The organism is Rhizobacter sp. SG703, from assembly GCF_012275445.1.
Classification (GTDB): Bacteria; Pseudomonadota; Gammaproteobacteria; order Burkholderiales; family Burkholderiaceae_C; genus Rhizobacter.
Genome location: NZ_JAAZQK010000003.1, coordinates 102,492 through 126,411 on the forward strand (window position 1 = coordinate 102,492; position 23,920 = coordinate 126,411).

A 23,920-nucleotide genomic window follows, 5' to 3' on the forward strand; every position below is an offset into this window, starting at 1 on the left:
CCGTCCCGACGCGAGCGTCCCTACAGTGCGTCTCCATGCGAAGAGGAGACGATCAGATGCTCGACGTGCTGGTGATCGGCGGCGGGAATGCTGCGTTGTGTGCTGCACTGATGGCACGCGAGGCCGGCGCGTCGGTGATGCTGGTTGAGGCCGCGCCACGCGAATGGCGCGGTGGCAATTCGCAGCACACGCGCAATCTGCGCTGCATGCACGACGCGCCGCAGGACGTGCTGGTCGATGCCTACCCCGAAGAGGAGTATTGGCAAGACCTGCTGAAGGTGACCGGCGGCATCACCAACGAAGCACTTGCGCGCCTGACAATCCGCGCTTCGTCGAACTGCCGCGATTGGATGCGCAAGCACGGCGTGCACTTTCAGCCGCCGCTGTCGGGAGCCCTGCACGTGGCACGCACCAACGCATTCTTCATGGGCGGTGGCAAGGCGCTGGTCAACGCCTACTTTCGCAGTGCCGAGAAACTGGGCGTGCAGATCCGCTATGACACGCCGGTGGTGTCGGTCGAACTCGACGGAGATCGCTTCGTCGCCGCCTGCACTGCCAGCGGCGAGCGGATCGAGGCCAGAAGCTGTGTGTTGGCTACCGGTGGCTTCGAATCCAACCGCGATTGGCTGCGCGAGGCCTGGGGCCGGAACGGGCGCGGCGAGTGGCCCTCCGACAACTTCCTGATCCGCGGCACGCGATTCAACCAAGGCGTGCTGCTCAAATCCATGATGGAGGCCGGCGCCGATTCGATTGGCGATCCGACGCAGGCGCACATGGTGGCGATCGACGCGCGCGCGCCGCTGTACGACGGCGGCATCTGCACGCGGATCGACTGTGTCTCGCTCGGCGTCGTCGTCAATCGCGAAGCGCAGCGCTTCTACGACGAGGGCGAGGACTTCTGGCCCAAGCGCTATGCGATCTGGGGCCGTCTCGTGGCACAGCAACCCGGCCAGATCGGCTACTCGATCATCGACCAGAAGGCGATCGGCCGCTTCATGCCCCCGGTCTTTGCCGGTGTCACGGCGAACACGCTGGCGGAACTGGCCAGCAGGCTGGGTCTGCCCGAGCGGGCTTTCGTGCACACCGTGGAGGCATACAACGCCGCCTGCCGTCCCGGCAGTTTCGACCATACGGCACTGGACGACTGCCGTACCGAGGGGCTGACACCCGCCAAGACCCATTGGGCACGGCCGATCGATACGCCACCCTACTGCGGCTACGCGCTCAAGCCCGGCGTCACCTTCACCTACCTGGGCCTCAAGGTCAACGACAAGTCCGCCGTGCACTTCGGTGGCCGCCCCAGCCCCAATCTGTTCGTCGCCGGCGAAATGATGGCCGGCAACGTGCTCGGTCAGGGCTACACGGCAGGGGTCGGCATGTCGATCGGCACCGCATTCGGCCGCATCGCCGGCACGCAGGCGGCCTTGGCTGCACGCAAGGAGTTCGAACATGCAGCAGCTTGAATCATTGGCCCGCGAAGCGGTGGCGCTTGCCGCCGGCAGCCGCACGGTCATACCGATCCTCAGCGCCCGTGAGGCCGAGGTCGGCCGCCAGATGCAGATCTGCAATGCCTGCCGCTACTGCGAGGGCTTTTGCGCGGTGTTCCCGGCGATGACGCGGCGGCTGGAGTTCGGCAAGGCCGACATCCACTTCCTGGCCAACCTGTGCCACAACTGCGGCGCCTGCCTGCATGCGTGCCAGTACGCGCCGCCGCACGAGTTTGCTGTGAACGTGCCGCAGGCGATGGCCCGGGTGCGTGGCCAGACCTATGTCGACTACGCGTGGCCACCGGCCCTGGGCGCGCTGTACCAGCGCAACGGCCTGACGCTGTCGCTGGCATTGGCCACGGGCCTGGCACTGTTCCTGATCCTGGCCGTGGCCGTCAACGGCACGTTGTGGGGCGGGCAGCCCGGCGGCAACTTCTACAACCTGTTCCCTCACAACCTTCTGGTCGGCTTGTTCGTGCCGGTGTTCCTGTTCGCAACCCTGGCCTTGGCGATGGGGGTGCGCGGCTTCTGGCGAGACGTCACGCCTGCCACCAGCGGCGCATCCTTGAGCGGACGCGCGGCTGCGGAGGCCACGGACGCGGTGCTGCGCCTGAAGTACCTCGACGGTGGCCATGGTATGGGCTGCAACAACGACGACGACGCCTTCACCCTCGCGCGCCGGCGCTTCCACCACTTCACTTTCTATGGCTTTCTGCTGTGCTTTGCGGCGACCAGCGTGGCGACGATCTACCACTACGCGTTCGGCTGGACGGCGCCCTACGAACTGCCCAGCCTGCCCAAGCTGCTCGGCGTGGTCGGCGGTGTGAGCCTGATGATCGGCACGGCAGGGCTGTGGCACCTGAACCGCCGGCGCCATCCCTTGCATGGCGACGCCGTACAAAGACCGATGGACCTCGGATTCATTGCCTTGTTGTTCCTCACCAGCGCCAGCGGACTGGCACTCTGGCTGGGCCGCGGCACGCCCGCCCTGGCCGTGCTGCTGTGCCTGCACCTTGGCGCGGTGATGGCCTTGTTCGCCACGCTGCCCTACGGCAAGTTCGGGCACGGCATTTTCCGCAGCGCCGCCCTGTTGCGGCATGCGATCGAAAAGCGCCAGCCCAACTCGATCGGTCTGGCGGCCGACTGAAGACCACTCACAACACTCTTTCCGGAGATCCGCGATGAACAAATCCCACCTGCTGCACGCCACGGCGCAAGCTTTCGCTGCGCTGTTGCTGAGCGGCCCTAGCCATGCACAGGACTTCCCACCCAAGAAGCCGGTCACGCTGGTCGTGGGTTTTGCCGCCGGCGGCGCGGCCGATGCAGCGGCCCGCCTGATCGCCAAGAAACTGGGCGAGAACATCGGCCAAACCGTTGTCGTCGACAACAGGGCCGGCGCCGGCGGCAACATCGCGCACCAGCAGGTGGCCAACGGTCCGGCCGACGGCACGATGCTGCTGTTCGGCTCGGTCGGCCCGCTGACCATCGCTCCGCACGTGATGAAGGTCAGCTACGACCCGTTCAAGGATCTGGCGCCGGTGTCGGGTGGCGTCAACTTCCCCAACGTGCTGGTGGTCCACAAAGGCGTGGGCGCGAAGACGCTGGCCGAGTTCGTGACCTTGGCGAAGAAGAAGCCGGGTGGCTTGGACTACGCCTCCACCGGCGCGGGATCGGCATCTCACCTGGCGGGCGAACTCTTCAGCCAGCGCGCCGGAATCGAGATGACCCACGTGCCCTACAAGGGCGGCGCGCCGGCCCTGCAGGACCTGCTGGGCGGACGCATCGCATCCTATTTCTCGGCGCCGCCCACTGCGCTGCCGCACGTGGAGGCCGGAAATCTCGTCCCGCTGGCCACCACGGGTCCGACGCGTCCGGCCTACATGCCCAACATCCCGACGGTCGCGGAGTCCGGCTACCCCGGCTTCGAGGCACTGAACTGGTATGCCTTCGTGGCACCGGGCAAGACGCCCACGCCGATTCTGGATCGCTGGAACGTCGAGATCGTGAAGGTGCTCAACGACCCGAGCGTCAAGGACGCGCTGGATAAGCACGGGCTGACCCCGCAGCCCACGACGCGCGCCGAGTTGAGGGCCTTCATGAAGAAAGAAGACGCGAAGTGGAGCACCGTCGTGCGGGAACGCAAGATCACGGCCAACTGAAGCGGACCTGAGGGCCAGGTCTGATCAATCACAGCTTCCATGACGGCCGCAAGGTCAGCGATGCCGACCACAGTTTCCGAATCGATCTGCTCGCCCGCCAGCTGGCCGCGCAAGCCCTTTGCACGCACTCGGGCCGAACATGAACCGCCGCACGGGCGCAGAACACGCACCGACTCAGCTGCCTGTATTGGCATCACCCCTGACGCAGCTGAATGCCGACACACCCCGGATGTCCGCTCGAGCGGGTGGACGTGCACCCCATAGGGGTCGGTAGTGCCGCTTCACCGTCCGCTGTCCGACCCAGCCGCAACAGGCAGTAATGAGCCGGTACTTGCCGTCAGCGACGGGCCGCTGCTGTGGATGGTGGCCGACAGCAACGGCTCGATAGCTCCGCTTCGCATTTCGCGAGAGACGCGAAGCGGAGCTATCGACCCGTTGCTGCCTCTTGCTGCTTCAGGTGCGTGACATCGAACCGGTCATTCGGCTTCGTGCTGAACCAGGCTGTCGCGCTCCGCGAAGATGCCTGCCATTTCCGCCGCGTTCTTGGCTCCCCAGTCACGCCGGAAGAGCTGGGGTCGCCTGATCTTCAAGGACCTGGTGACGTTCGAGTGAGGAAACGACGCTCGAATCGGGTCGCGCACGATCCGATTCGCGCCTGACGGAGAAGACACGACGGCGACGATCTGCGAGTACATCGACCCGCAGGCCACGGCGTGGGCAGCGCGGGTGGACACGTCGGGGCCGGCGTAGCGAAGCCTCACCGCTCGGGCTTGGCAGGTCGCTTGGCGACACCGTGACCCGGCAGATTCGGCAGGATGGCGCTGGCGACGATGTGGGACAGATGATCGGCCCGCGGAGCGAACGCCGGCAGGTCGACAAGCCAACCGAGCGCCGACATCAGGCCGAACAAGTCGTCCCCATTCATGTCGGTGCGCGCCTGCCCGCCGGCCTGTGCGCGAAGCAGCAGGCGCGCGCTGGCTGAGTGCACCGCTGCACACGCGGCATAGAGAGCGGACTCCGGGTTCGTGTGGGCGGCCGCCATCATGGCGACGACGCCTCGATAGCTCTGCGCGAACGCCATCCATTCGCGGAACCATGAAACGAGCGCCTCACCGGGTGCATCCGACTTCTCGAGTCCGTCTGCCGTCTGCACCAATGCGTCCAGGTGTGTGCACAACAGCGCTTCGAACAAGGCTTCCCGCGTCGGGAAATGACGAAGCAGCGTGGCCAATCCGACCTCGGCCCGGCGCGCGATGTCGCGCATGGACGCGTTGACACCGTGCTCGGCGACGACCTCTCGCGCAACCGCAAGGAGATGGGTTCGATTCTTCTGGGCGTCGGCTCGCATAGGTTCCTTGACAAACGGATCACTGATCCGTATATTTGGATCACTGGTTCGGATGCCGTGAATCTGGATCTGGATCGGTGATCCAAATGGTACAGCGCTTTCGTGCCAATCGAAACAGCGGCGCTGAGTCAAATCACAAACGAAAGGCCAAGATTGTGAAGAAACTAGAAGGTAAGGTTGCAGTCATCACGGGCGGGAGCAGCGGGATTGGCTTGGCCACCGCCAAGCGCTTCGTGGAAGAAGGTGCACACGTCGTGATCACTGGGCGACGAGAGAAAGAGCTGGTGGAGGCCGCTGCCTCCATCAAGAGAAACGTCACGACGGTCGTGGGCGACGTGTCGCGCTTGGAAGATCTGGACCGGCTCTATGCCGTCGTCAAAGAAAAACACGGTCACATCGACGTCCTCTTCGCGAACGCGGGCGCGGGGACCATCGCGCCGGTCGCGGTAGCTACCGAGGCGCATTTTGACCAGACCTTTGACGTGAACGTGAAGGGGCTGTTCTTTACGGTGCAGAAGGCCCTTCCCCTCTTCAAAGACGGCGGCTCGATAATCCTGACCTCTTCAGTCTCGAACGTGCTCGGGCTCCCAGGGTTTACTGCCTACGCCGCGAGCAAGGCGGCTGTGCGCAACCTCGCGCGCGGTTGGACTCTGGAATTGAAGGACCGCCGCATCCGCGTGAATTGTGTGAGCCCGGGAGCAATCGATACCCCGGCCCTGGCGACGACGACGGGCCTTACCCCTGAGCAGGTCGAGCAGGCGGTCGCACAGTTCACTTCGCAGATCCCGATGGGCCGCAGAGGCGTCCCCGAGGAAATCGCGGCGGCAGTTGCGTTCCTCGCCTCTGATGAGAGTTCTTACATCACCGGTGTGGATCTCGCCGTCGATGGAGGGATGGCGCAGGTCTAGTACGAGGGCGCAGATCAACGGTGGACCCGCCGTGGACCGCCCCCTCGCACGCCGCGCGCTCGTCAGATGCCAACCGTCAAGGAGATTCCGATGTACGACCAAGCCAAGCTATCCGAGTTGATCCAGTTCGCACGAGTCGATGCGGGCTCCACCGTCATCGACGTCTACCCGGGCGATGGCGACTGGACCCGTCTCTTCTCCGACATCGTGGGGCCTGCAGGACAGGTCTACAGCTTCGTCCCGGCCGAAGTCGCCCACTTCAAGAACGATCCGGTCGGCCGAATGCGGACGCTTGCGACGGAGCCGGGCCGAGAGAATGTGCAAGCCGTCTCGGCGGACCTCGTGGCGATGCCGGACGTCACGAAACAAGCGGATGTTCTCTGGCTGCATCTGTTCTATCACGATCTCCACACCGCGCTGATGCAGGCCAAGGGCGCGACCGCGGCCCACTTCAATCGAGCTGTCTACGAGCGACTGAAGCCCGGCGGCTACTACGTCATCGTGGACCACGCCGCCGCAGTCGGGCTGGGCACGAGCGTCGCGCGGTCACTGCATCGGATTGAGCCCGCATCCGTTCGTGAGGAGGTGGAGGCGGCCGGCTTCATATTGGACGCGGAAAGTACGTTGCTCGCGAAAAGTGACGACCAGCACTCGCTCAAGGTGTTCGATCCCTCGATCAAGGGCGAGACCGATCGTTTCGCCTATCGGTTCGTGAAGCGCTGACAGGTGGGCACCATCTGCTTTGCCGCGACAAGCGAACGCCCGATGATCGCGATCCGCGAACCGCAACCGCTGCATGGCGGGTGAAGCAACGAGCGGGGTCATTTTTGACACCTCGCCCGCAGGTCTGAGCTGACGGAATCGGCAGGCTGGGCTGCTTGCCATTTCGGTCTGCACACGGGCTGAGTCCTACGCCTCAAGGACATCAGCGATCGCTGCGGCCGGATGTCCTTTCAAGAAGTCGCGACGGGGGCCGATCCTGCTGCAGTTCATGCACCCCATGCCCCATCCGTCGCCCGCCAACGCCCGCTGGCGCGCACGGTTTCGTGAGCTGCTCCAACAACGGCTGTCGATGTTGAAGTGACACCGCTTCCCGTTGCCACCACGGTTGCGCAGGCTCAGGCGAACACAAGCTTGCTCAGACCAGCGCGACCTCCGCCACTGTCGCCACGTCCGTGACCGCCAGCGCCGCAATGCCGGCCTGTGCGACCAGCGTATCGACATCCATCAGGATCAGCATCCGCTGGTGGCTGCTGACCAGCCGCTCCTGCGCACCGCCCGGCCGCGCGAGCGACTGCACGCGGGCGCTGGCGACCTCGAAAACCGGCCCGAGCTCGTCGACACGCATCGCGAAGCGCTGGCCGCGCGAGCCCTGGACCACCACCAGCGCCGCCTGCGGGTCGGTCGCCGGGCCGGTGCCGCGCAGCACGCCAAGGTCGACCACCGGCAGCAGCAGGCCTTCGAACTCCAGCATGCCCAGCAGGTGCGCCGGCGCATTCGGCAGGGCCGCGATGCGCGGTGGCTGCAAGGCCTGCAGCGCCATCGCCGACGGCACGCCCAGCCACTGGCCTGCGCACAGGAAGCTCGCGATCGACAGCAACGGCTCCTTGCCGCGCGGCGGCGTCGCGGCGTTGTCGAACACCAGCGGCGCCACCGGCGCCTGCGCCTGCACCGCGCCGAGCTTCAGCAGTGCCACCGAAAACAGATCGTGCGGGCCGACGCTGCCGTCGGCGTGGTACTCGCGGTAGCCGCCGGAGACGCTGCAACCGGCGCTCCAGGCCACGCCGTCGAGGTGGATCACCGAACTGGTCGACACCCCGCGCGCCAGCACCTGCCAGTCCGCCGGCACCGACCAGCCGCTGCCGACCGGCCAGCGCGCGGTGTCGCTGCTCGCGACCACCGTGCCGGCGCGCGTCACCAGCAGCGCCGCCGCGCCGTGCGACGGCGCGCCCTGCGCATCGAGCGGCAGCGCGTCGCGCAGCATCGCCGCGAACTGCGGTTCGCCGTCGAACACGATCGCGATGCCGCCGACCACGGCCGCCGTTCCATCCGTGGCGCGCAATGCGGCGCCATGCACGAAGGTCGGCCGTCCGCCATACAACTCGCTCGCCGCATGCGCCGATTCGACATGCTGCTGCGGATCGCGCAGCGCCAGCGTCTCGCGCACCCACGGCGCGTCGAGCAACTCGCCGCAGCGCGATTGCTCGGCCGGGTCCGACACCGCGACGATGCGCCCGTCGGTGTCGAACAGCACCAGCAGCGCATACACCGTGTACAGGCCGTTGATCCGCTGCAGCACCGCGGCGGCGCGCGCGGCGTCGCGCTGGCCGGCCGGCTGCGACAGCACGCCGCGCAGCACCCCGTCGAGCGCCCACCAGCGGCAGTCGTTCGCGCGCTCGTAGAGGTTGCGGTCGACGATGTCGATCGCCAGCCGCGCATGGTGGCGCGCCTCGTCGAACACCGCGTTCAGCGTCGATCGGTGCAGGTTCGCGATCGCCTGCTCGAAAACCTGGCGGATGCGCTCGCCGGTCTGGCCGACCTCGCGCAGCAGCGTGGCAGCAAAGGCGTTCGACGTGCCCTCGCCGGCCGGGCGCAGCCGGCCGTTCCACAGCACGCGCGACAGATCGCGCTGGATGTGGCGTGCCTGCGTCGGGATGGTGCGCAGCGCCTCGCCGAACAGCTCGCGGGTGTCCAGGCGCGCGAGCAGCTCGTCGGCGTCCGTTGCTGCGGTCGCGGCGTCCTGCAACTCGGCCGTGTCGAAGGCCTGGTCCACCGGCACCAGCGCATGCGCCGACCAGCCGGGGCCGCTGTAGCCTTCGTAGCCGGTCGCGGCGGCATGCACCAGCAGGTACTCGCGGCCGGCGAAGCGGGCCAGCTGGTGGGCGGATTGCGCACCGGCGGCCGGTGGCAGTGGCGCCCCGACCGGAACCTGCCACGGATCGGACGACGCCAGCACCGCGCCACGCGCGTCCGACAGCACGATCACGCTGCGGTCGCGCGGCTCCAGCAGCTGCGAGAAGATTGCGCGCATTTCGTCGTCGAAGCGGAACGACAGGCACAGCACGCCCTCGACGCGCTCGTCGACGCGGATCGCCGCCGCGTACAGCAGCGCGCGCCGGCCGCCCATCAGCGCCGATTCGCCGAAATGCTCGACATAGGGTGCGCCCTGCAGCGCCTGCGCGAGCCAGGGTTCGCGACCGGTGGCACGGGCATCGGTCGAATCGTCGAGCCGTGCCAGCACGCGGCCATCCGGTGCCAGCGCGACCACGTCGTCGTACACGGTGTACTTGGCCGCGTACTCGGCGAAGCGGGCCCGCAGCGCGCGCAGCGATGCAGCGTCGATCCCCTCGGCGGACTTGCTGGACCGCACCGCATCGCGCAGCTGCGAATCGGTGCTCAGGAACCCGATGTCGGCGGTGCGCTCGAACAGGTTGCGCACCAGGATGTCGATCGCCACCTGCGCCTGGCTGCGCATGCGCTGAGCGACGTTCGCGAGCAGCGTGCGGCCCAGGCTGTCGAGCAGGTCTTCGGACAGCGACTGGAATGCGGCGCGCGTCGCGCCGATGTCGGGCAGCGTGCCGCTCATCTGCCCGAGCATCGACAGGCTGTCCCACACCCCTTGCAGCCGCAGCAGCGACTCGCGGTACTCGTCGACCGCGGGCATGCGCGACACCAGCGGGGCCACTTCGGGCGAGAAGGGCATCCCGCGGCGCCAGATCTTTTTCATTGTTCGTCCTGAGGATTCAAGTGACTTCGTGAGACATCCGCCTCGCTCGCAGGCCCCAGCCGACACGCACGGTCTCAACTTTGAGAATCGGCCGATCCGGGGCGAGGTACACCTGCACTTTCGTGAAACGGATCACGCTTGCGCATCACGCGACAGAAATGCATCCGACGGGCTTCTTCGAGGGACGTGCGGCGTCAGCTTCGCGTCAGCACAGGCCACGGCAACGCGCGCTTTCGCAAGCTTGCGAATCGGCCGCGTGCGGCTTCTCGTTTTTGAGGCAACCGGCGTGACTGAGAGTTCATGAGCTTGTTTTTTCGTGCGATGACGAGACTGAGCTCCATCGGGTCCTGCAGCGGACCTTCACCTCAAGGAGCGAACGTCATGCAGATCCAAGTCCTCACCGTCCTGGCCCGCCACGAACATGTCCAGGCCCTGATGTCGCCGGTGCTCGAAGGCCGCGTCCAGGAAGCCGTCTCGAAGGCCGAGGAGCTGCTGGGCGATCGCCCGGTGCACCTGGGCGACGACATGCTGAGCGAGCTGGCCCAGCTGTGCGGCGACCTGATGCTGTCGCTGGACCGTGCCGAAGAGGCCGAGGAGACCTACCGCCTGGCCGTCAAGCTGGCCGGCGGCGCGCAGCGCGGCACGGTGCGCGTGGTCTCGTGCCGCGGCACCGGCTTCCTGAGCCTGTACCAGCACCGCTACGGCACGGCCGCTGCCTGCTTCGGCCGCATGGCCGTCGACGAGGCCGCCACGCCGGCGCAGAAGGTCGAGGCGATGTGCGCGATGGCGATGGCCCGCCACGGCCTCGGCCAGAAGGAGCGCGCGATGCAGGCGCTGGACGACGCGAGCGAGATCGCCCGCGACGACGATTCGGCCCAGCTCGCGATGATGGTCAGCCTGGTGCGTGTCGAGCTGCTGGCGCAAAGCGAGATCCGCGCGCACGACGACCTGCGCGACCATGTGTTCTGGCAATCGCCGCTGGTCGACCGCATGCCGGCCTCGGCCCAGCTGCAGCCGCTGTCGGCGATCGAGCACTGCATGAATGCGCATGGCCGCTTCGCCCTGGTGGAGCGCCGGCTGCGCCAGCTGCGCGACCTGGTGCTGGCCTCGTGTGGCGATGCCCGCGCGCAGGCCGCGCTGCCCGACCACGTGGCCGGCCTGCGCACGCTGGGTCTCGCGACGCTCGAGCGCCAGGCGCGCCTGGACACCGCGCTGGTCGCGATCACGCAGCGCCAGGCCGAGCTGGCCCGGGCCACGCTCGAACCGCTGCAATCGCGCGAAGCGGAGATGGGCGGGCGCCAGCGCTGGCGCATGGAGCTGTCGTACTGCCTCGCGAAGGTGTGCGCGTTGTCGGGCCGCGTCGATGAATCGATGCGCCACTACCAGCGCTATGCGCTCGAATCGATGCAGTGCGTGCGCACCGAATCGGCCTTCGACGACCGCGCGGCCCGGCCGGGCACGGCGGCGCCGGTGGCGGTGAAGGACGACATCGAGATGCGGCTGCCGGCCAAGTACCGCCGCGCGTACCGCTACCTGCTGGAGCACCTGGACTGCGCCGAGCTGAGCGTGCGCGAGATCGCCGACGACATGGGCGTGACCGAGCGGGCGCTGCAATGGGCCTTCAAGAACCACCTGGGCATGACGCCGGGCGAGGTGATGCAGCGCTGCCGCGTGGAGCGCATCCGCGCCGACCTGCTGCGCGACGACGCACCGGGCCACAGCGTGATCGAGACCGCGGCGCGCTGGGGCATCCGCAACCGCTCGACGCTGGTCACCTCGTACCGCAAGTACTTCCGCGAAACGCCGACCGAGACGCTGGCGCGCCGCGGCCGTGCGGACCAGATGGCTGCGGCGTACTGAGACGGCCATGTGGACGCGTGGCGTGCGGGCGTCGATCGGCGCGCTGCTGGCGGGGGCCGCTTCGCAGGCCGGCGCGGCCTTCGACTGCACCGATGCGTTCGGCAACCGCTACCTGAGCGCGCGGCCGATCGCCGACGGCGGGGTGCAGTGCGTGCCGGTGCTGCCGCCGGTGCGGGCCGCGAAACCGCTGAGCGCGCAGGACGTGGCCTCGATCCTCGGCCTGGCCGACGAGGCGATGGCGGCCGACGCGCAGCGGCGCGGCAGCCTGGCGCTGCTGCCGCCGTCGTCGATCGCGATCTCGGCGGTGCCGTCGGCTGAGCGGATCAGCGCGTACGACCCGCTGATCGCGTCGGTGGCGCGCAGCTTCGGCACCGATGTCAACCTGCTGCGCGCGATCGTGCACGTGGAGTCGCGCTTCAATGCGAACGCGGTGTCGCCGAAGGGCGCGATCGGACTGATGCAGGTGATGCCGGCGACCGCGCAGCGCATGGGGCTGGCCGATGCCGAGCGCAACCTGTTCGAGCCCGAGGCCAACCTGCGCACCGGCACGCGCTACCTGCGCCTGCTGCTGAACATGTTCGAAGGCCAGCCGGAGCTGGCGGTGGCGGCCTACAACGCCGGCGAGGGGGCGGTGATGAAGTATGGGCGGGAGATCCCGCCGTACCCGGAGACGCAGGCGTATGTGCAGAACGTGATGGCGATCTACCGGAGCCTGAGCCGGTGAGGCGGCATCGAGGTTCGGCATGAATTTGCCGCTTGGGGTGGCATGGAGGAACCGAGTGACCGCTGGCGTTACTCAGGAAACTCTTCATTTCCTGCCTGGCGCGATGCGACCCACACACCCACATTTTCGCCTTCCGTTGTCGGAATATGTCTCGCAGACGCAGCCCGCATCGTCCACGGTGCACCTGCTGGACGAATTCGCCGACAAGGGTCGCTTCGACGAACTCAAGGAGCTCGTGCAAGACAAGCTTCTCGACCCGCGAGCGACAGCGGGTGACAAGCGCGGTTTTCTGAGTGGCAGCAGAGCTTCGTTGGACTTTCTGGTCCCGCTCTTTTCGCATGACTCGATATGGTGGTTGCACCACCTTGAGCTGATTCCGCACAGCGCAGGGGCGAGTGATGCCATGGAGTTCCAGACCGCGCCGGATGACGGGCGGCAGCTGAGCCTGCCCGTCTTGCCCGACCCGATCGTGCTGCCCGGTGAGCAGGGCGCCTTCGCACTCCTCGCGGACGCGATGACGCGCGTGCCGGGCTTGTCGGCCGATCTGCAGGACGACCACGCATCGACGCGCGCGAGCCTGATGATGTCCTGGCTGACGAACCTGAGCGCCGCGCTCGATGCGCCCGATGCGTCCTCATGGCCCCTTCCCGAGGTGATGAGTCTGCTGCTCAGGGCGCGGACGCAATGGATCGGAGCAACGGGCGCGGCGGGGCGCCATCGTGATGCGTGCCAGTCCGTGTTGAACGGATTGCTGGTCACGGCCTTGCATCCGGCGTTGATGAAAGCACTGGATCCTCAGCAAGCCGCGCAGTGGATCTCGATGATCGGCGCCTGGTGCTCGGAATTGCACATTCGGCGCAGTGATGCACTGACCTTGTTACGCGACACGCTGGGTCGCCTGAATGATTTGCAGCCCAGGCGGGCGCTGTTGATCGTTCTCCAGCCGTCCTTGCGCGTGACGACTGCCGGCGAGCTGCCGAACCACGTGGAACTGCTGAACGTGCTGCTCGATCGAACGGCGCTGCGGTTGCCGCAGCAGCAGGCAGCGCGCTGGATCGAGATGCTGGCAACGGCGTGCCGTCCGATCGAGCTGTCCGCCCGGCAGGCTTTCGACGTCCTGAAGGCGGTCGTGCCTGCCCTCGGCGATGTGCCCGGGCTGCCCGCCTTGATGGCATGGCTGTGGCCCGACGTGCAATATGAGGCTTTCGAACCCGACTTCAAAGAGGCGTGGGCATGGCTTGCGGCACATCCGTCGGCCATCGAGGCGTTGCCGGCGACGAAGGCCAGGACGATGGAGCGTCGCCTCGGCTGCTTGCTGTGCGCGCAACCGTGGAGTGGTGCCTCGGACGCGTTCAAGCGTGCGTTCGACAAGCAATGCACGGAGGCGATCGAGATGGGGGCGCAGCGTGGCGCTTTTCCACCCTATGCGCATTTATTGCATCGTGAGACTCCCCGGCGCTCGAGCCCGCGTCGGTCGCCGCCCCGAGGGACGTCGATGCCGGGCTGTGCGCGCACCGGCAAGCGTTCCAGGCCGGAACCTGCCGCCGCGATCCCGACACCGGCGAGCACCCGGCCCGGCACCGAGGAGCCCGATGTGTTCCGGCAGGTCGAGGCGGCCGTGGCAGGCGGAGGAAAGGCGGTTCTCGACGAGGCACTGCGTCGATTGGCAACGCTGGACCCGCCACACGCGCGCGAGACGCTGGAGCGCGCATTGAACAATTTGCCGATCGCCGACCCGGGCGTATCACCGCGGCTCGCGGCGGCGTACGGAAAGACGCTGCGCCGCTGGCTGGTCGCACTGCACCGCCATGTCGGCGTCAGGCTGGCGGCTGGCAACGCTGCCGAGGTTCAGGCCCTGCGGGTTTTGCTGGACAACGCCTGGCAGCAGACGATCGGCAAACACCGCGAGGTGCTGGCACGGGAGGTGCCGGACGCCTGCGGTGCCATTCTTCGCAGCTTCGTGGCCGTGGCGCTGCATCCAGGCATGTTGGCCGGCGCCGCCGTCGAGGCCTGGCTCGCCACGATCGCCCGGTGGGGCGGGACGGACACATTGCCGCCGGACGATGCACGCCAGCTGCTTGCCCAGGCGCTGCCGCAGCTGGCGGGCCTGCGAGCCCGGCAGGCCGTGCTGGCGCTGCTGCTGCCGACCGCCCGGGCATGGGGTGATGCAGCGCAGGCCGTTGGACTGCTGAAGGTGCTGCTCGACGGACGTCTGTTGGCGGATCTTGCGCACGATGCGAAGGCCTGGCTGGAGACAGTGCGCCAGCGATGCCCGAGCTTTGCGCCGAGCTCCGCCGACGGTTTGTCGTTGCTTGAAGAAGCGGGTGCCGCGGGCATGGCATCGCTGCAGGCGTGGCAGGTGCTGTTGAGCTGGCTGTGGCCATACGTTCATGCACAGGCTCACGAAGCCGGCGGCAGCCACCGCGCGTGGCAGTGGCTGGCCCAGCAGCCGGTGCGGATCACTGCGTTGCAGTGGGTGCCTCCCGACATGGGGGCACAGTGCCTCATCGATCTGAGCTCGGGCCTGCTGTCTTCCATGCCCGAGTTGATGCCGATGCTCGAGGCGTTGCGGGAAGTGATGATCGATCAATGGACAAGGGACCTGCTGTCTGCTGCGGTCCGGCAGGAGGTCGAACACTGGGTTCGAGGGGTCCAGGCGGAGCAGTACGCCGAGAACGCCCGTCGCGCGAACATGTCGTTCATGGCGCTGCATTTGAATCAAGCCGGATCGGATCCATCGATCGTGCTGCCGACGAGCGAACTGCCGGCTGCCCTCAAGAAGTCGAAGTTCTTCGTCGCACCACGGGCTTCGTTCGAGATGCCCGGAGCGCCCGTCATCCGCGAAATGAATGCCCGCGAGCTCGAGCGCGAGTTCGCGGGCAGAAACGAGAGGCCCTCGCGGACCTGGGCCGAGTCCGGCGAACAACCGCCACCAACTGATGCCACGGAGTCGGTCATCCTCGAACTCGAAGATTGACGGTGCTTGCGCAGGGACATTCCTCCCGGCCCCGGGCGAGAGCGCCCGACATGCAGCAGCGACGGAACGCACCGCGGGATGCGGTGACACAGGGGTACGCCCGCAGCCGCGGGCTTGTGTACCACCTGGCCTGGAGTTGCTCGCATGGAAGACCCGGATCGATGGCATGGCATGTTCGTGCAGTGCATGCACGCGCTGTTCGAGGCGAACGGGCAGCCAGCGCCTGAGCTGAAGCACGACGACGACGCGGCCGATGCCGTCGGGTTCGCGGTCGACGGGATCGACTTCGAGATCTCGCACGACGCGGCGCGGCACCGGGATCACCTGCTGCTCGAATGCGAGTTCGGGCCTGCGCCGGAGGACGAATGGGGGTTGCGCGCCCTGCTTCGGCTGAACTGCCGGCTTCAGGCCTCGGGCAGCGGCAGCTTCGGCTGGCGGCCTGGGGTCAATGCGATCACTTTCGGGGTGCAGGTGCCGATGGCGCAGTGCGGGAAGGACGCGATCGAGGCCGTGATGGCGGCGCTGGCCCAGCAGGTCCACCATTGGCGCGCCGGACGCTCCTTGTACGAGGAGGCATTCCCGGTGCTGGAAGCAACTGGGCGCGATGAGTCGCCGCGGTCGTCAGAGACCGATGCGCGCGCGCAGCTGGTTCGCGTGCTGCAGGAGCTGTGCGAGGACGATCGCGTGGACCGTGTCGAGGAACTCGCAGCTGCGCCACAGACCTTGGCGCTGCGGTTCTCGATGGGAGACGCCGAGGTCGTGCTGGTGCATGCCGAACCGAGGTCGACCCGGTTGACGCTGGAGTGCGAATACGGCGCGGCGCCGGTTAAGGAACCCATGGAAATTCTGATGGGACTGCTGAAGGCGACGGATGCCGATGCAACCGGGGGGGCAGATGGTTTCGGTCTGGCGGAGCCCGCGGATCTGGTGATGTTCCGCCGAACGATCATCGGTCCGGTATGGACAAGCGAGCAGTTGCTGGACGGGATCGTCGAGATCGGCCGCAACGCAACGCAATGGTTCGAAGCCTGCTGGGGCCAGCCAAATCGGGCGCGGAATCTCTCGTGGCCGATTGATGAATTCGTTGATGTGTTGAATTAAATTTTGGAGATTGAGATGTTGAATCCGGTAAAAGCATTTTCACGCTTGTTTTACACCAAGCCGCTCTCATCAGATAGCAATAAAAATGAATACATGGTCCTTTCTCAAAAAAATGCGATTGGTTTGAAGAATCGGGAGAAGGTTTTGAGTTCGCATGTACCTGACATGGGCGGGCATGGGTTCATTGAAGTGGATTATTCCATGGCAAAAAATACTTCACCCAATGAGCTTTTCGGTTATCACATGCCATTGAAAATGCGCAATCATATTATATGCCACAGTAAGGCTTATGTCGACCGTCTCCCGAACCATGGGACAGGTCTTCGCGAATGTCATGCCAAGCGCGGATTGAAGGCCTTTCGAAGTGTACTCCGCGGGGAGCCTTTCGATTTGTCGTATGCCCGTTTGGGGGCGACCATGATTCTGGAGTGCGATAAGGTTGTGAAAGGTGGGCTGCCGAAGGAGCTACATGAACTTGCCTACCGCCTTTGGTCGGCGGGTGCACGAATCCACATGGGTAATCCCCCTGCTATTCCCAGGGACGGGGTCGTCGTTGGCGAAGCCCATCCGTCGGCAAAATATGAAACGGGTGATGTTGCGGTGAAAAAATCGCCAAACGGTCGAATTAATTTCTTCACGAAGCCAATTTACACGCATAAGACGAGATTTGGAATTCTTGCAAAGAAGTCGCGCCCAGCCCCGGAAACCGAATACAAGCTCCGTGCTGCATATCAGTCGCTCTATCATGCGGTGAGTGGAGCCAAAAATGTTGCGAAACAGCAGCCTGATATTCTATACGTATTTCCCTTGTTGCGCGTCCCCAAGGGAGACGGATCCGTCATGAATTCCAGCGCCAGTGCTGCCCGGAAGCATATTGATATCACTATGGGAGAGGCGGTCAGGCACTTGGTAATGAATGGCGGGGAGATCTGCTTTAAATCTTGTGATAACGGAGAAAATTTCGACGACGCAATCGGAGAAAGTCTGCTTTTTCATTATCCTTACAGAGGTGAGATAGGTAAATGGGAGGCTGAAGTTTCCCGTTTGAAGAGCATGAAGAAATCAGATCAGGACTCTAAATCATTTGATTTAGATGCTACGCAATCGGATTTAGACAATAAAGCCGCGGATCATGCTGAAGACGTTGCATCGAACCGAAGAGACGACGCGGTTGATTCGAGTAGTGATAAACCCAGACGTGAAGACTCAAGCGAAAATTTGCCGCCGGTGCTTCTAAAGCCTCGCGGGAAGAGGGTTAGTAAGGAACGGACGTATAAGGAAGAGAGCGAGGCTCGCGGCAGTAGGAGGAGTGTAGGCGAACGATTGTCATCGGACTCTGATGAATCATCGTCAAGCGGCATCACGGAAAGTGCGGTTGAAGAGTCCGAAGGATCTTCAAAATCAGATGATGCTTTGAGTGTTTCTCTCGGATGTGTCGAAGTCACCGCTGTCATTGGACGGAAGAAACAAGAGGCCTTGCTTGATATCGGTGCATCGGGCTCCGGCTCGGAAAGTGATTCATCGAATTATTCCAGCGATAAAAAAGCGAATCGTACTTCTTGGCTGCCTTCCAGTGTTGGTGGCGGTCAATTCACCGTTCAGGATGGGCGCTTAAATTCCATAGAAAAACGTTCGATTCGAGTGGATCCAGTTCACTACAAGAAGGCTGAGCTAAATCTGCCCGATCTTGCATCGTCAAGTGACAGTGAGAGTATTTATGTAAAAAATCGTGTTAAAAAGATGGTCAAAAAATATAATAAAGAGAAAAACCCGATCAGGAGAAATGAAAAATTAAGTGCAGGCTCGGATGAGGCTGGAAAAAAGTCGGTGATAGGCCGTGGCGCGGATCGGGTTCATGATTTTTTCAATAAGAAATCAAAGATGAGCAAAAAAGGTTTTGAGATGACGGGAAATATAATAATTGTTGGCGATAAGCATGTAGTGGCTGGGCAATATCAACCTGGAGAGGCGCTAGCAGTCGGAAGACCGTCACCAGACCAGGTCTCTCCTGCCAAGACCGCTGAACATGAAGTGGAAAAGTATCAGACGCTACTTCAGACTGGGGCACATTCGTTTCTCGCCAGTTGGACGAAGATCTCGGAGTCGACAGAAGTTGATGCCTATCGACTCGCAGAGGATGTTGAATTATTCTCACGCTCTATCGAAGATTTTCTGTCGAGCGTTTCTGATCTTGAGTCCAGATTATTTGTTGAAAAGGCCGGAATAGAGGCCTTGAAAAAATGGGCAAGAAACTGCAGTCGTCATATGAGTATCATAGGGGTGGATCTTTTAAGTATATATATGCAACGGGACGAAGTCTCAGATGAGGAAACTCAGTTGAAGTTGAAAGAGCAGCTGGGATCCTTCATGAAGGTGCTTGAGGAAGTCATTCAATAAAGTGCCTCAGCTGTCCCTTCTCAGGTAACTCCGGACCACGCGCAGTTCCCCTGCGGCGCTTTCATGCGTCACAGGTGGCCCCGACTCGCGTGCGATCTCTCGCAAAGCGTGGAGCCGCGACGGCATGCAACGCCAGCGACTCGCGCGGGTCCGATCGGCCGATCACCTTGCCGTCGTAGTCTGAATGCCATCCGGGAACGTGCCACACCGCCATCCCGGATTGGCATCCGGGCTACCTCTCCGCCGGCAACTCCAACGCCACCCGCAGCTCCCCCTGCGGCGCATCCATGCGCCACAGCCCGCCCTGCATCTCGCGCGCGATCTCCTCGCACAGCGTGAACCCGACGCCGCCGACCGCCGACGCATCCGCCTCGCGCGCCGGTGACGCGAACAGCACCCGCACCGCCGAGCCGTTCATCGACAGCATCACCTGCGGCGCCTGCGCGCCCCCCAGCCGCTCGATCTCGATCAGCAGAATGCGCAGCAGCACCGCCAGCCGCTGCGCATCGCCGCGCACCTGCGGCGGCGCGACGCCGTGCAGCGCCAGCGGCTCGCGCGGGCCTGACCGGCCGATCGCCATGCCGTTCCACGCCTCCTGCAGCGCGAGCGGCAGGTCGAGCACCATCGCCTGCGGTGCCGCCCGGTACGAGAACATCCGCAGCTGGCGCGTCAGCGCGGTCGCCTCGTCGATGTGCGCGACCACGCCGCGCAGCGCCGCCGACAGCTCGCTCGGCCGCAGATGGTCCGCCTGCGTGATGCACAGCGACAGCGCCTGCCGCGCGGCCACCAGCGGCGCGCCCAGCGAGTGGTAGATCTGCGCCATCAGCCGGCCGACCACCGCCAGCCGCTGCGCATGCAGCAGCGCGGTCTCGCGCTCCAGCCGGCGCTCTTCGGCATCGCGCTCCAGCGCGGCCATGCGGTAGTGCAACCGCTCCTGCTCGGGCTGCGTGAAGCGCCGCGCCGCATGCGCCTGGCGCAGCCAGCGCAGCGCATCGGCATGCCGGCCGTTCGCGGCATGCGCATTGGCCAGCATCTGCATCGTGTTCGGCAGCTCGCCGTCATGGCGGATGCTGCGCATCGCGCGGATCGCCCGCTCGAAGCGCGCCGCGGCCCGCCCCGGCCGCCCGGCGTGCTGGTAGTACACGCCCATCGTCAGCCACACCTGCGCCATCCAGCGCGGCGCTCGCGGCAGCTGGCGCACGCGCCGCAGGAAGATCGACGCGGTGTGCCGCGCGCCTTCCAGGTCGCCGAGCCGCGAGCGCGCGTAGATCACCATGTGCAGCGAGGCCAGCGGGCTGCGGTCGCTCGCCTGCGGCAATGCCTCGGCGGCACGCCGCCGCTCGGCCTTGGCCTCGGCCAGCCGGCCACGCCGCTCGTGCGCATCGGCCAGGTAGGTGCGGCTGAAGCCGAGCGCGGCGCGCGCGCTTTCGGCGGTGGTCGCCACCTGGCTGCGCAACGCGTCGGCTGACTTCTCTTTCGACGTCTCTTTCGCGATCTCGGCCGCCACGCGCAGCACCTCTTCGCAGCATTGCGCCGCCGCGTCGAACTCGTCGACGCACAAAAAGGTGCAGGCCTGGTTGAACAGCAGCCGCACCAGCAGCTCCAGGTCGCCGCGTGCGCGTGCCCCGGCCTGCGTCTGGCGCAGGTGCTCCAGCGCGCGGCTGAAGTCGCCGGTCTCGATGCAGATCGAGATGCAGGTGCTGGCCGCGCTTGACGCGCGCGCGGTGTCGCCGGCGCGCTCCAGCTTCTCGCTGGCCGACAGTGCCCGCGCATATGCCAGCTCGTACTCGCCGAGTTGCGCATGCAGCCGGGCCATCAGCAGCTGGATGCGGCCGAGCGTGTGGCCGTCGACCCCCTCGCCGGCGGCCAGGGCCGCCGCCTGTTCGAGCAGGCCGCGATGGCGGGCGGGGTCTTCGGCGGCTTCGAGGGTCGGCAGCGCGTCGATCACGCGCTGCAGTTCGGCCGTCGGCGGGGCGATCAGGTCGGGCATGCGCCGCATTGTGCGGGCGCCGCGGCACGGCCGGAGCGAAGCCGACCACGCGGCGTCGGGTTTGCGCACGCCGCTTCGTGCGCGGCACCGGCCGGCGCGCACGGCCCGCCTAGCCTGTCGATGTCGGCAATCCGTCGACGCCCGTTGCATTCGGTCACGCCATGTCCGACGAAAAAACCGAAGAGCCCACAGAGCAGAAGCTGCGCAAGGCACGCGAGGAAGGCCAGGTCGCGAAGAGCCAGGACGCGGCGATCGCCGCGTCCACGCTGGCGGTCGTCGGCACGCTGATGGCCATGGCCGACAGCAGCGTCGCCCGCATCCGCACCGTGATCTCGCTCGCACTCGACATCGGCCCCGGCGACATCCCGATGGACGTGATCTGGAAGCGCCTCGCCGCGATGGGCATGGAAGCCGGGCTGGTGATCCTGCCGCTGCTGGTGGTCGCGGCCATCGGCGCGGCCATCGGCATCGCCGCGCACGTCGGCTTCCAGCTCACGCCGAAGGCGGTGCAGCCCAAGTTCGACAGCCTGAACCCGGCCCAGGGCATCAAGAAGGTGTTCTCGGTGAAGTCGCTGATGAGCTTCGCGCAGATGGTGCTGAAGGCGGTCGTCATCGGCGCGGTGATGTGGCAGGTGATCGTGCAACTGCTGCCGCTGATCTCGGGCGCGGTGTTCCAGACGCCGCTGGCCATCGGCGCCATCGCCTGGGGCGCGATCGGCAAGGTGCTGCTGTTCGCGGTCGCGCTGTTCCTGGTGCTGGCCCCGCTGGACTACGCGCTGCAGCGCCACCACTTCATGAAGGGCCAGCGCATGTCCAAGGACGAGATCAAGCGCGAGTTCAAGGGCCAGGAAGGCGACCCCGAGATCAAGGGCCAGCGCAAGCAGCTGGCGCGCGAGCTGGCCGAGGAAGACCCGAAGCAGGCGGTCGGCCGCGCCGATGCGGTGATCGTCAACCCGACCCACTACGCGGTGGCGATCCGCTACCGCGCCGACGAGGCCGGCGTGCCGGTGGTGCTGGCCAAGGGCGTCGACGACGCGGCGCTGGTCATCCGCGGCCATGCCGAAGCGATGGGCGTGCCGGTGTTCGCGCACCCGCCGCTCGCGCGTGCGCTGCACAAGGTGCCGGTCGACCACGCCGTGCCCGAGGAACTCTTCGAATCGGTGGCCGTGGTGCTGCGCTGGGTGGACGAGATCGGCGCGAAGCGCGGCGATCCGGCCGCAGCCCGGCCCTCCGGCGACGACAACCCCGTTCATTGACTCTCATCACCCAGGCGGATGCCATGAAGAAATTCAAGATCAACATAGGCGGCGATGCCGCGATGGTGGCCACGATCGTGGCCATCCTCGCGCTGATGGTGCTGCCGCTGCCGACCTTCCTGATCGACGGCCTGCTGGCGGTGAACCTCACCATCAGCACGCTGCTGCTGATGGTGACGATGTACATCCCGAGCGCGGTCTCGCTGACCTCGTTCCCGGCGCTGCTGCTGTTCACGACGCTGTTCCGGCTGTCGCTGAACATCTCGTCGACCAAGCTGATCCTGCTGCATGCCGACGCCGGCCACATCATCGAGTCGTTCGGCAACCTGGTGGTGGGCGGCAACCTGGTGGTGGGCATCGTGGTGTTCCTGATCATCACGGTGGTGCAGTTCATCGTGATCGCGAAAGGCTCGGAGCGGGTCGCCGAGGTCGGCGCGCGCTTCACGCTGGACGCGATGCCGGGCAAGCAGATGAGCATCGACGCCGACCTGCGCGCCGGCCACCTGACCGCCGACGAGGCGCGCCAGCGCCGCGCCGCGCTCGCGATGGAAAGCCAGCTGCACGGCGGCATGGACGGCGCGATGAAGTTCGTGAAGGGCGATGCGATCGCGGCGCTGATCATCACGGTGATCAACATCCTGGCCGGCATCGTGATCGGCATCACCTACCACGGCATGCCGGCGGCCGAGGCGGCGAACCGCTTCGCGATCCTGTCGATCGGCGATGCGATGGTGTCGCAGATCCCGTCGCTGCTGATCTGCGTGGCGGCCGGCGTGATGATCACGCGGGTGGCCGACGAGCATGCGGCCAAGCCGAAGTCGCTCGGCGAGGAAATCACCTTCCAGCTGACGCGCAGCCCGCGCGCGCTGTACCTGGCGGCCGGCTTCCTGTGCGGCTTCGCGCTGGTGCCGGGCTTCCCGTGGTACGTGTTCCTGCTGCTGGCCGCGTCGCTGGTGATGCTGGGCCGCAAGCTGCAGGGCAAGACCGCCGGCAAGGCGACCTCGCACGAAGGCGAGGCCGATGCGCTGAAGGGCCTGCAGCGCGAAGGCGCGAAGGCGCGCAAGGGCGACATCCAGGCGATCGAGGACAAGGCGAGCGCGTTCACCGCGCCGCTCGCGGTGACGATGTCGCCGGCGCTGGCCGCCTCGCTGCGGCCCGACGTGCTGAACAGCGCCTTCGAGCGCGAGCGCCTGAGCCTGCAGGAGCAGCTGGGGTTGCCGTTCCCCGGCATCCGGCTGTGGACGCGCGCGAGCCACGCCGACAACGAGTACGAGCTGCTGCTGCACGACGTGCCGCACGGCAGCGGCCAGCTGGCGATCGGTCCGAAGGCCGACGGCGAGCCGTCGAACGAGGAGGTGATCGCGAAGCACGCGGTGCAGTCGCTGCACGAGCAGGCGCATCAGTTCCTCGGCATCCAGGAGGTGCAGTGGGTGCTGGAGCGGGTCGGCGCCGACTACCCCGGCCTGGTGGCCGAGATGCAGAAGGTCGTCACGGTGCAGCGCATCGCCGAGGTGCTGCGCCGGCTGCTGGAAGAGCAGCTGCCGATCCGCAACATGCGGGCGATCTGCGAGAGCCTGATCAACTGGGGCCCGAAGGAAAAGGACGCGCTGATGCTGACCGAGTACGTGCGCGGCGACCTCGGGCGCTGGCTCAGCCACCGCGCGACGCAGGGCAGCGGGGCGCTGTCGGCGGTGCTGCTGGAGCCGGCGGTCGAGAAGATGATCCGCGACGCGATCAAGCCGACGCCGGCCGGCAACTACCTGGCGCTGGCACCGGACGCCGTCGGCGCGATCGCCCGGCGAGTGAAGGAACTGGCGGGGATGACGCCGCGCGCCGGCATCGCGGTGGTGACCTCGATGGACATCCGCCGCTATGTGCGCCGCATCGTCGAATCGGAATCGAAGTGGCTGGCGGTGTACTCGTACCAGGAGCTCGGCGCGCAGGTGCGCGTGGAGCCCCTGGGCAGGGTGGCGCTGTGACGCCCAC

General features: G+C 65.9%; 17 protein-coding genes. 13 read left to right on the forward strand and 4 right to left on the reverse strand.

Features of this window, described 5'->3' with window-relative positions; translation table 11 throughout:
• Positions 1-56 precede the first annotated feature (56 nt).
• The 3 genes from tcuA to FHT26_RS06205 are packed head-to-tail and all read left to right on the forward strand — an operon-like array spanning position 57 to position 3,646.
• Positions 57-1,463 (forward strand): FAD-dependent tricarballylate dehydrogenase TcuA, encoded by a 1,407-nt coding sequence (tcuA, locus tag FHT26_RS06195; protein ID WP_168559290.1) that lies wholly within the window; start codon positions 57-59, stop codon positions 1,461-1,463.
• Positions 1,450-2,634: a tricarballylate utilization 4Fe-4S protein TcuB gene (gene tcuB / locus FHT26_RS06200; protein WP_168559291.1), complete on the forward strand. Its 1,185-nt coding sequence runs from the start codon at positions 1,450-1,452 to the stop codon at positions 2,632-2,634. Before tcuA ends, tcuB begins: the two co-directional genes overlap by 14 nt.
• Before the next feature lie 34 nt (positions 2,635-2,668).
• Positions 2,669-3,646, forward strand: coding sequence for a Bug family tripartite tricarboxylate transporter substrate binding protein (locus FHT26_RS06205; protein WP_168559292.1), 978 nt, complete (start codon positions 2,669-2,671; stop codon positions 3,644-3,646).
• Between the two features lie 476 nt (positions 3,647-4,122).
• Here the strand turns inward: FHT26_RS06205 and FHT26_RS06210 are convergent, their stop codons facing one another.
• On the reverse strand, positions 4,123-4,407 hold the full coding sequence (locus FHT26_RS06210) for a hypothetical protein (RefSeq protein ID WP_168559293.1): 285 nt from the start codon (positions 4,405-4,407) through the stop codon (positions 4,123-4,125).
• Complete coding sequence (locus FHT26_RS06215) at positions 4,404-4,994, reverse strand: TetR/AcrR family transcriptional regulator (protein ID WP_168559294.1); 591 nt, start codon at positions 4,992-4,994, stop codon at positions 4,404-4,406. The genes FHT26_RS06210 and FHT26_RS06215 overlap by 4 nt, the downstream gene beginning before the upstream one ends.
• Between FHT26_RS06215 and FHT26_RS06220 the strand changes: the two genes are divergently transcribed.
• The 3 genes from FHT26_RS06220 to FHT26_RS06230 all read left to right on the forward strand — a co-directional run bounded on the left by FHT26_RS06220 (position 4,926) and on the right by FHT26_RS06230 (position 6,625).
• Positions 4,926-5,075, forward strand: coding sequence for a hypothetical protein (locus FHT26_RS06220; RefSeq protein WP_168559235.1), 150 nt, complete (start codon positions 4,926-4,928; stop codon positions 5,073-5,075). The two genes, FHT26_RS06215 and FHT26_RS06220, sit on opposite strands and share 69 nt — an antisense overlap.
• Before the next feature lie 74 nt (positions 5,076-5,149).
• Entirely contained in the window at positions 5,150-5,902 is a 753-nt protein-coding gene (locus FHT26_RS06225) for a glucose 1-dehydrogenase (protein ID WP_168559652.1), read from the forward strand.
• 90 nt (positions 5,903-5,992) lie between these two features.
• Positions 5,993-6,625 carry a class I SAM-dependent methyltransferase gene (locus FHT26_RS06230; protein WP_168559295.1) on the forward strand — a complete coding sequence of 211 codons (633 nt, stop codon included), beginning with the start codon at positions 5,993-5,995 and terminating at the stop codon, positions 6,623-6,625.
• Between the two features lie 415 nt (positions 6,626-7,040).
• Here the strand turns inward: FHT26_RS06230 and FHT26_RS06235 are convergent, their stop codons facing one another.
• Positions 7,041-9,629, reverse strand: coding sequence for a chemotaxis protein CheW (locus FHT26_RS06235; RefSeq protein WP_168559296.1), 2,589 nt, complete (start codon positions 9,627-9,629; stop codon positions 7,041-7,043).
• A 381-nt stretch (positions 9,630-10,010) separates the two neighbouring features.
• Between FHT26_RS06235 and FHT26_RS06240 the strand changes: the two genes are divergently transcribed.
• The 5 genes from FHT26_RS06240 (at position 10,011) to FHT26_RS06260 (ending at position 18,688) form a co-directional block, all read left to right on the forward strand.
• Complete coding sequence (locus FHT26_RS06240) at positions 10,011-11,489, forward strand: helix-turn-helix transcriptional regulator (RefSeq protein ID WP_168559297.1); 1,479 nt, start codon at positions 10,011-10,013, stop codon at positions 11,487-11,489.
• A gap of 7 nt (positions 11,490-11,496) precedes the next feature.
• Complete coding sequence (locus tag FHT26_RS06245) at positions 11,497-12,213, forward strand: lytic transglycosylase domain-containing protein (RefSeq protein ID WP_246867749.1); 717 nt, start codon at positions 11,497-11,499, stop codon at positions 12,211-12,213.
• Positions 12,214-12,268: 55 nt separating this feature from the next.
• The gene (locus FHT26_RS06250) at positions 12,269-15,190 is read left to right on the forward strand and encodes a hypothetical protein (protein ID WP_168559298.1); all 2,922 of its coding nucleotides are present in this window, start codon (positions 12,269-12,271) and stop codon (positions 15,188-15,190) included.
• Between the two features lie 144 nt (positions 15,191-15,334).
• The gene (locus tag FHT26_RS06255) at positions 15,335-16,291 is read left to right on the forward strand and encodes a CesT family type III secretion system chaperone (RefSeq protein ID WP_168559299.1); all 957 of its coding nucleotides are present in this window, start codon (positions 15,335-15,337) and stop codon (positions 16,289-16,291) included.
• A gap of 15 nt (positions 16,292-16,306) precedes the next feature.
• Positions 16,307-18,688, forward strand: coding sequence for a hypothetical protein (locus tag FHT26_RS06260; protein WP_168559300.1), 2,382 nt, complete (start codon positions 16,307-16,309; stop codon positions 18,686-18,688).
• Positions 18,689-18,920: 232 nt separating this feature from the next.
• Here the strand turns inward: FHT26_RS06260 and FHT26_RS06265 are convergent, their stop codons facing one another.
• Positions 18,921-20,678 (reverse strand): tetratricopeptide repeat protein, encoded by a 1,758-nt coding sequence (locus tag FHT26_RS06265; RefSeq protein ID WP_168559301.1) that lies wholly within the window; start codon positions 20,676-20,678, stop codon positions 18,921-18,923.
• Between the two features lie 161 nt (positions 20,679-20,839).
• Between FHT26_RS06265 and sctU the strand changes: the two genes are divergently transcribed.
• Together sctU and FHT26_RS06275 are read left to right on the forward strand one after the other, a co-directional pair.
• On the forward strand, positions 20,840-21,934 hold the full coding sequence (gene sctU / locus FHT26_RS06270) for a type III secretion system export apparatus subunit SctU (RefSeq protein ID WP_168559302.1): 1,095 nt from the start codon (positions 20,840-20,842) through the stop codon (positions 21,932-21,934).
• A gap of 23 nt (positions 21,935-21,957) precedes the next feature.
• Complete coding sequence (locus FHT26_RS06275; protein WP_168559303.1) at positions 21,958-23,913, forward strand: FHIPEP family type III secretion protein; 1,956 nt, start codon at positions 21,958-21,960, stop codon at positions 23,911-23,913.
• Positions 23,914-23,920 lie beyond the last annotated feature (7 nt).